Source organism: Kineococcus gurbantunggutensis (assembly GCF_050871925.1).
Classification (GTDB): Bacteria; Actinomycetota; Actinomycetes; order Actinomycetales; family Kineococcaceae; genus Kineococcus.
Genome location: NZ_JBJLSG010000206.1, coordinates 1 through 7,455, shown reverse-complemented (window position 1 = coordinate 7,455; position 7,455 = coordinate 1). Strand labels below are relative to the sequence as shown.

The window sequence follows — 7,455 nt, the reverse complement described above, 5'->3', positions numbered from 1 at the left end:
AAAAGAACCCCCACATATAAAGACAGCACACCAAAGGACACCCCCCCCCCGGGGGGGGGGGGGGCCCCCCCCCCCCCCCCCCCCCCCCCCCCCCCCCCCCCCCCCCGCAACGCATCGGAGAACCACGTGAACCGCACGCAGGCCACGCGCCGCTCGTTCCTCACCGCGGCGCTGGCCGCCCCGCTGACCGCCTCCGCGCTGGCCTCGTGCGGGTCCTCGGGCCCGGGCGGGTCCGCCGACGGCGCGAGCATGTGGATCCTCACCGGTCAGCCGGGGGAGGGCATCCGCACCGCCGCCGTCGAGGCCTTCAACGAGGCCAACCCCGACAGCACGATCGCCCTGTCGGCCTTCCAGAACGACGCCTACAAGTCGAAGATCCGCACCGCCATCGGTGCGGGCCAGGCGCCGACGATCCTGCCGAGCTGGGGCGGGGGCGGGCTGCGCGACTACGTGCGCAACGGCAAGGTCGAGGACCTCACCGGTTTCTTCACCGAGAACGCCGCCCTCAAGGACAGGCTCTTCGCCAGCGCCTTCGCCGCCGCCACCGTGGACGGCAAGATCTACGCCTTCCCGTGCGAAGCGGTCACCCCGATCGTCCTGTACCACAACAAGACGCTCTTCGAGCAGGTCGGCGCTCAGCCGCCGACGACGTGGGACGAGCTCATGGCGCTGGTCCCCGTCTTCAACGACGCCGGCATCGCGCCCTTCTCCCTGGGCGGGCAGTCGCGCTGGACGAACATGATGTGGCTGGAGTACCTCTACGACCGCATCGGCGGCGCGGAGCTCTTCCAGTCCATCTACGACGGCCAGCCGGGCGCCTGGTCCCAGCCGGCGTCGCTGGACGCCCTGACGAAGGTGCAGGACCTCGTCCGCGCCGACGGCTTCGTCGACGGCTTCGCCTCGATCGCGGCGGACTCCAACGCCGACCAGGCCCTGCTGTACACCGGCAAGGCGGCGATGATGCTGCACGGGGCGTGGACCTACGGCTCCATGAAGGAGGCCGGCGGCGACTTCGTCACCGGCGGGCACCTGGGCTACACCACCTTCCCCGTGGTCACCGGCGGCAAGGGCGACCCGACCGCCACCGTGGGCAACCCCTCCGGCTACTACGCGGTGTCCGCCTCGGCCTCCGAGGAGGCCAAGGCCACCGCGCAGAAGTTCTTCAGCGACACCCTCGTCGGGGAGGCCACCACGAAGGCGTGGATCGAGTCGGGCTCGGTGCCCATCGTCATCGGCGCCGACGAGCAGTTCGGCGGCTCGGAGGACGCCGACTGGCTGCAGTTCGTCTACGACCTCGCCTCGGGTGCCGCGACGTTCCAGCAGTCCTGGGACCAGGCCCTGGCGCCGGCGGCCGCCGACGCGCTGCTGGAGAACATCGAGGCGCTGTTCAACCTCACGGTGACGCCCCAGCAGTTCGCCGACGCGATGAACGCCACCACCGGGTCCTGACCCGCCGCCGGCGCGCCGGGACCGGTGGCGCCCCACCCCAGGAGGGCAGCACGTGCAGGTCCTGGCCCCCGTCCGGCTCGACCGCGACGGCGCCGGGGACGTCGAGGACGCCTCGATCCTCTTCGAGGACCCCGACCACCCTGGCGCCGAGCGGTTGCTGCGCAACGTCACCGTCCCCACGCTGACCCCCCACCTGCCCGACCCGGCCACGCGCACCGGCGCCGCGGTGGTCGTCGCCCCCGGCGGCGCCCTGCACCTGCTGGCGGTCGACAACGAGGGCACGCACGTGGCCCGGCGGCTCGCCGAGCACGGCGTCGCCGCCTTCGTGCTGCGGTACCGCCTGGCCCCGACCCCGGTCGAGGACGCGCGGTTCGCCGCCTTCGCCCGGCACCGCCTGGGCGACCGCGCCTACCTCGCCGACACCTCGCGGGCCCTGCGCTCCTCCGCGCTGGCCGACGGCGGCGCGGCCGTGCGCACCGTGCGCGAGCGCGCCGCCGAGTGGGGCGTGGACCCCGACCGCACCGGCGTGCTCGGGTTCTCCGCCGGCGCGTACGTGGCGCTGGTGACCGCCCTGGACGGGACCGAGGCCGAGCGGCCCTCGTTCCTGGCGCCGGTCTACCCGGCCTGGTGGGACGAGCTGGTGCTGCCGCGGCCGGCGCCGCCGATGTTCCTGGCGTGGGCCGAGGACGACCAGCTCGGCGACGTCGTCGTCGGCTCCTGCCTGCGCCTGCGCGACGCCTGGCAGCGGGCCGGGGTGCCGGTCGAGGCGCACGCCTACCCCGACGGCGGGCACGGCTTCGGCGTCCGCGCGCAGGGCACCTCCTCGGACGGGTGGTTCAGCGCCTTCCTGCGCTGGACGGCCGCCCGCGGGCGCTGACCGCCTCGCGCGGGGCGGGCGCGCCGCCGCCGGCGGGCGGCGGGGCCGGACGGCCCAGGTGGTACCCCTGCCCGTGCGAGACGTCCAGCTCGCGCAGGCAGTCCAGCTCCTCGGCGCTCTCGACGCCCTCGGCGACCACGTGCGCGCCGGTCCGGTGCGCGAAGGTGGTCAGGGAGGCGGCCAGCGCCCGGCGCGTGGGGTCGCGGTGCACGTCGCGGATCAGGCTCGTGTCCAGCTTGATGAAGTCCGGCTCCAGGGCCAGGACGTGGCGCGTGCTGGCGAACCCGGCACCGGCGTCGTCCACGGCGATGCGCAGCCCGGCGGCGCGCAGCGGGCCCAGCCGGTGCAGCAGGCCGGGGTAGTCCTGCACCGCCTCGTGCTCGGTGATCTCCAGCACCAGGGCCTCCAGCCGGTGCCCCTCCAGCGCCCGCACCAGGGCGGGGGAGGCGGCCAGGGCGGGGCTGACGTTGATCGAGAGGAACCCGGCGGTGCCGCTCGCCGCGCCGTCCCCGCCGCCGGGGCGCAGGTCCAGCGCCGCGCGCACCGCCGCCAGCTCCAGCCGCTCCCCGGCGCCCACCCGGGCGGCCTCGGCGAACCAGGTCCGCGGCGTCCCGGCGGGGAAGCGGCTGAGGGCCTCGACGCCCACGGTCCGCAGGCCGGCCAGCTCCACGATCGGCTGGTACACCGGGCGCGGCCCGCCGGTGCGGTGCAGCTCCTCCAGGCGCGCCAGCACCGAGCGCCGCTCGCGGGCCTGCTCCTGGTCGCGGGCGACCAGCTCGCCCAGCGCCTCGGCGAGGATCTCCAGCACGCCCGCGTCGCGCGGGCGCAGCTCGGGCTGCGGCGTGCTCGACAGCGCGCACAGGGTGCCGTAGAGGGTGCCGTCGCCCAGGCGCACCGGCACGCCGACGTAGGCGCCGATGCCCAGCGCGCCGGTGATGGGCAGCGGCCCGGTCACCGGGTGCGCGGCGGCGTCGGGGACGACCGGTTCGAGCCGGCCCTCGAGCACGCGCTGGCAGTAGGTGCCGGCGCGCTCGGCGCTGAACCCGCGCGGGTCGCGCACGCCGGGGGCGGTGGCCACGTGGCGCAGCGTCCAGGTGTCGCCGTGGAACTGCGCCAGCACCGCGGTGTCCACCCCGAGCTGGCGCCGGGCGGCGTCCAGCAGGCGGTCGATGCGCCTGCTCAGGTCGGCGTCCCCGACGGGTTCGGGGTGGACCTCCAGCAGGTCGCCCAGGTCACCGAGTTCACCGAGTTCGCCGGGGTCGCCGGGACCGCCGGGACCGCCGCCCGCGGGAGCGCCGGCGCCGCCGCGCACCCCGTGCCGGCCCGCGGCCCGCGCCTGGCCCGCGCGGGCGGTCTTGTCGGCGTACATGGCCGCGTCCGCCTCGGCCCAGGCGGTGCTCAGGCCCGCGGCCGCGCGGCGGGTGGCCGCGCCCAGCGAGGCCCGCACCCCGGCCGCCGCCAGCCCCTCGCGCAGGCGGGCCAGCACCGCGGCCGCCGCCGCGCGGTGCGCGTCGGGCAGCAGGGCGGCGAACTCGTCCCCGCCCAGGCGCGCCAGGACGTCCTCGGGGCGCAGGTGGGCGCCGAGCACCTGCGCGGCGCGCACGATCAGCGCGTCGCCGGCCTGGTGCCCGCGGGTGTCGTTGAGCTCCTTGAGCCCGTCCAGGTCCAGCACGAGCACCGAGGCGGTCGAGCCCAGCCGGCGCGCCCGGGCCTCCTCCGCCGCCAGCGCCGCGTCCCAGGCGCGGCGGTTGCCGACCCCGGTCAGCGCGTCGCGCTCGGCGACCGCCTCGGCCCGCTCGGCGCGGCGCGCCTCCTGCTCCAGGCGCAGCTCGTAGCTGAGCACGGTGGCCAGCAGGTCCGCGGCCAGCTCCACGTCGGGCAGCTGCAGCTCCACGGCGGGGTCCACCGCCTCGCGGGCGCCGGCGCACAGCGTGCCCAGCACGGTGCCGTCCGGGCCGGTCAGCGGCACCGAGACGTAGGAGCGCCAGGGGAACCCGGTGGCCCGCAGCGCGTGCGCCCAGCCCGGCTCCCGCTCCACGTGCGTGGAGAAGCGCGGGGCGTCCCCGGCCACCACCGCGCCGCAGAAGGTGTCGCCCCAGGCCATGACGTCGCCGGCGCGCATGCCGACCCGCCCGCCGTCCAGGGCCGAGAGGACCACGTAGTCCTCGCCGTCGCGGCGGGCCACGGCCCAGGTGTCCAGCCCGATGCGCTCGTGCAGGCGCTTGAGGGTGGCGGCGGCCGCGGTGCCGAAGTCGCTGACGGGCACGGGCGCGGGCGCGGGGGAGGGCGGCGCGGTTCCTGCCTCGCGGTGCACGGGGTCCCATCGGCACCCGGCACCGCCGGCTTGAGCCCGCCGGGCGGCTCGCCCCGCGACCGCCGCGCACGCGGGGCCCGCCGCGCTCCGCGGGGGCCCCGCGTCGCGGCGCCTCAGCCCTGGCGCGCCTTCCAGCGCGGGTTGCGCTTGTTGACGACGTGGACCTTGCCGCGCCGGCGCACGACGATCGAGCCCTCCTTCTGCTTCAGGCTCTTCAGGGACGCGCGGACCTTCACCGTCGGCCTCCCGCGCCCGTGGTCCCCGACCGCCGCTCGCACCGGTGGTGCGTGCTCGGCCGGTGCGTGCTCGGCGCGCTCACCAGCTGGACTTCGTCACGCCGGGCAGCTCCCCGGCGTGCGCCATCTCGCGCAGGCGGATCCGCGAGATCCCGAAGGCGCGCAGGTTCCCGCGCGGGCGCCCGTCGACGGCGTCGCGCTGGCGGACCCGGGTGGGGCTGGCGTCGCGCGGCAGGCGCTGCAGGGCCAGCTGCGCGGCGGCGCGCTCCTCCCGGCTGGCGCGCACGTCGACCGCGGTGCGCTTGAGGGCCGCGCGGCGCTCGGCGTGGCGGGCGACCACGGCCTTGCGCTGCTCGTTCTTGGCGATCTTGCTCTTCTTGGCCACGGCTCAGCGCTCCTCGCGGAAGTCGACGTGGCGGCGCAGCACGGGGTCGTACTTGCGGATCACCATGCGGTCGGGGTCGTTGCGGCGGTTCTTGCGGGTGACGTAGGTGTAGCCGCTGCCGCCGGTGGAGCGCAGCTTGACCACCGGGCGCACGTCCTGGGACTTCGCCATCAGAACCTCTCCCCCCGCCGGCGCAGGTCGGCCAGGACGGCCTCGATGCCCCGCCTGTCCACGGTCTTGATGCCGCGCGCGGAGAGGGTCAGCGTGACCGTGCGCCCCAGCGAGGGCACGAAGTACTTCTTGCGCTGGACGTTGGGGTCGAAGCGCCGGCTGGTGCGCCGGTGCGAGTGCGAGACGGTCTTGCCGAAGCCGGGGACGGCTCCGGTGACCTGGCAGCGGGCGGACATGCCTGACTCCCTGCGGTGGTGGACGTGGACCCGGGCACCCTACTACTGAGAATGAGTACCATCATTGAAGGGGGTCCGGCGGGTCGCGCCGACCTCCCGGGGCGGGCCGGTGGGCTGCTACGGTCGGCGACAATCGAGAACTGTTCTCACGAGGAGTGGATGTGCCCCCCTTCCCCCCGCCCCCCGTCCCGGGTCCGCCCGCGCCCTCCGGGTCCTCCTCGCCGCTGCCCGTCTGCGTCGTGGCCTCCGTGGACCCGGTGCTGCGCGACGTGGTCACCGCCTCGGTGCTGTGCGACGTGCCCGGCGCGGTGGTGCTGCGCTACGACGTCGACCTCGGCGGCCCCGCCGGCGCCCCCGGGCTGCGCCGGGTGGTCGCCGACCTCTCGGGCGTGGTGGAGGACGTGCTGGTGCCGCTGCAGGACGGGTGCCCGGACTGCGCCCAGCGCGAGGACGTGCTGGTGACGGTCGCGGCCGTCGCCGCCTCGGGCCGCTGGAGCCTGCTGGTGCTCGCGCTGCCGGTGGGCGCCGAGCCCACGCCGCTGGTGCAGGCCCTGGCCGTCGAGCAGGACGACCCCGAGGACCCCCGCGGCGCCCGGGCCGTCACCGTGCGCAGCGTGGTCGCCGCCGTCGGCGCGGGCACGTTCGCGCAGGACCTGCTGGGCGACGCGCTGCTCGGCGAGCGCGCCCTGGCCTGCGGCCGCGACGACGAGCGCGCCGTCGGCGAGGCCCTGGCCCACCAGCTCGACGAGGCCGACCTGGTCCTGACCGACGTCCCCGCGGGCGCGCACGCGCAGGCGCTGCTGCGCCACCTGTGCGGGCCGGGCGTGCCGGTCTCCACCGTGGAGCAGACCCACGGCGCCGCGTTGGCCGCGGCGCTGCGCACCGCCCCCGGCGCCGGCCCGCGCACCGACCTGCGCGCCGCGCGGCACCCGGGCGTCCCCGACGGGGACGGGGTGTGGACGCTGGAGCTCACCTCCCCGCGCGCCCTGCACCCCGGGCGGCTGCTGGAGCGCATCGAGGACCTGGGCGCCGGGCGGCTGCGCGCCCGCGGGGTGTTCTGGCTGCCCACCCGCCCGGACACCGTCTGCGCCTGGGACGGCGCCGGCGGGCAGCTCAGCATCGGGGACCTGGGCACCTGGGGCCCGGGGGAGCGGCGCACCCGCCTGGTGGTCACCGGCACCGAGCCGGACGAGCGCGACCGGCTGCGCCGGGCGTTCGCCGCCGTGCTGGCCACCGAGGCCGAGGAGGCGCGCTGCGAGCGCGAGCGCGTCGCGCTGCCCGGCGACGGCGCGCCCGAGGACGGTTTCGAGCCGTGGCTGGGCTCCGCGTGCGGGGACCGGGACGAGGCCGACCTGGTCGCGGACTGACCGCGAGCGGGCGCACCGGGAGGGGCGGGCGCGTGGGGGAACTGCTGGAGGAGCGGGTGGAGGAGCGGGTGGACGAGCGCGTGAGCGGGGTCGCGGAGCTCTTCGACCGCGCCGCGGCGGACTTCACCGGCCGGCTGGGCGTGCGCGGGCTGCACGGGGTGCGGGTGGAGGTGGTGCCGCACGCGGTGCCCGCCACCGCCGAGGCGCTGTGGGCGCTGGTGCTCGGCTCCGGGTTCCGCGCCCTGCTGCGGGGGCTGGACGCGGCCGCCGTGGAGGCGGTGCGCGAGGAGCACCTCGGCGCGCTCGCGGGCGGCCCGCCGGTCGACGCCACCACCCTGGTCGGCGTCGGCCTCGCCCCCGGCGGGGGGGGGGGGCCCGCGGGGGGGGCGGGGGCGGCGCCGGGGCCCTGGGCCCCGCCGG

At 77.3% G+C, this 7,455-nt stretch carries 8 protein-coding genes and 1 pseudogene; 4 read left to right on the top strand and 5 right to left on the bottom strand.

From position 1 onward, the window contains the following. Positions 1–126: 126 nt before the first annotated feature. Positions 127–1,449, top strand: coding sequence for an extracellular solute-binding protein (locus ACRYR7_RS23175; RefSeq protein WP_432574542.1), 1,323 nt, complete (start codon positions 127–129; stop codon positions 1,447–1,449). A gap of 52 nt (positions 1,450–1,501) precedes the next feature. Further along, positions 1,502–2,326: an alpha/beta hydrolase gene (locus ACRYR7_RS23170; protein ID WP_432574540.1), complete on the top strand. Its 825-nt coding sequence runs from the start codon at positions 1,502–1,504 to the stop codon at positions 2,324–2,326. Here ACRYR7_RS23170 and ACRYR7_RS23165 read toward each other — a convergent pair. The 5 genes from ACRYR7_RS23165 to rpmB all read right to left on the bottom strand — a co-directional run bounded on the left by ACRYR7_RS23165 (position 2,286) and on the right by rpmB (position 5,668). Continuing rightward, positions 2,286–4,592, bottom strand: a complete 2,307-nt coding sequence (locus ACRYR7_RS23165; RefSeq protein ID WP_432574538.1) for an EAL domain-containing protein — start codon at positions 4,590–4,592, stop codon at positions 2,286–2,288. The genes ACRYR7_RS23170 and ACRYR7_RS23165 overlap by 41 nt on opposite strands. 161 nt (positions 4,593–4,753) lie before the next feature. Then, the gene (ykgO, locus tag ACRYR7_RS23160) at positions 4,754–4,876 is read right to left on the bottom strand and encodes a type B 50S ribosomal protein L36 (RefSeq protein WP_432574536.1); all 123 of its coding nucleotides are present in this window, start codon (positions 4,874–4,876) and stop codon (positions 4,754–4,756) included. Positions 4,877–4,955: 79 nt separating this feature from the next. After that, a complete protein-coding gene (gene rpsN / locus ACRYR7_RS23155; RefSeq protein WP_432574534.1) occupies positions 4,956–5,261 on the bottom strand; it encodes a 30S ribosomal protein S14 in 306 nt (101 codons plus the stop codon). A 3-nt stretch (positions 5,262–5,264) separates the two neighbouring features. Then, positions 5,265–5,432 (bottom strand): 50S ribosomal protein L33, encoded by a 168-nt coding sequence (rpmG, locus tag ACRYR7_RS23150; RefSeq protein WP_432574532.1) that lies wholly within the window; start codon positions 5,430–5,432, stop codon positions 5,265–5,267. Then, complete coding sequence (rpmB, locus tag ACRYR7_RS23145; protein ID WP_432574531.1) at positions 5,432–5,668, bottom strand: 50S ribosomal protein L28; 237 nt, start codon at positions 5,666–5,668, stop codon at positions 5,432–5,434. Before rpmB ends, rpmG begins: the two co-directional genes overlap by 1 nt. Before the next feature lie 161 nt (positions 5,669–5,829). On the opposite strand from rpmB, the gene ACRYR7_RS23140 reads away from it, so the two are divergent. Continuing rightward, positions 5,830–7,035, top strand: a complete 1,206-nt coding sequence (locus tag ACRYR7_RS23140) for a CobW family GTP-binding protein (protein ID WP_432574529.1) — start codon at positions 5,830–5,832, stop codon at positions 7,033–7,035. A 32-nt stretch (positions 7,036–7,067) separates the two neighbouring features. Beyond that, positions 7,068–7,455 (top strand): annotated as a pseudogene (locus tag ACRYR7_RS23135) (hypothetical protein); the annotation flags it as partial.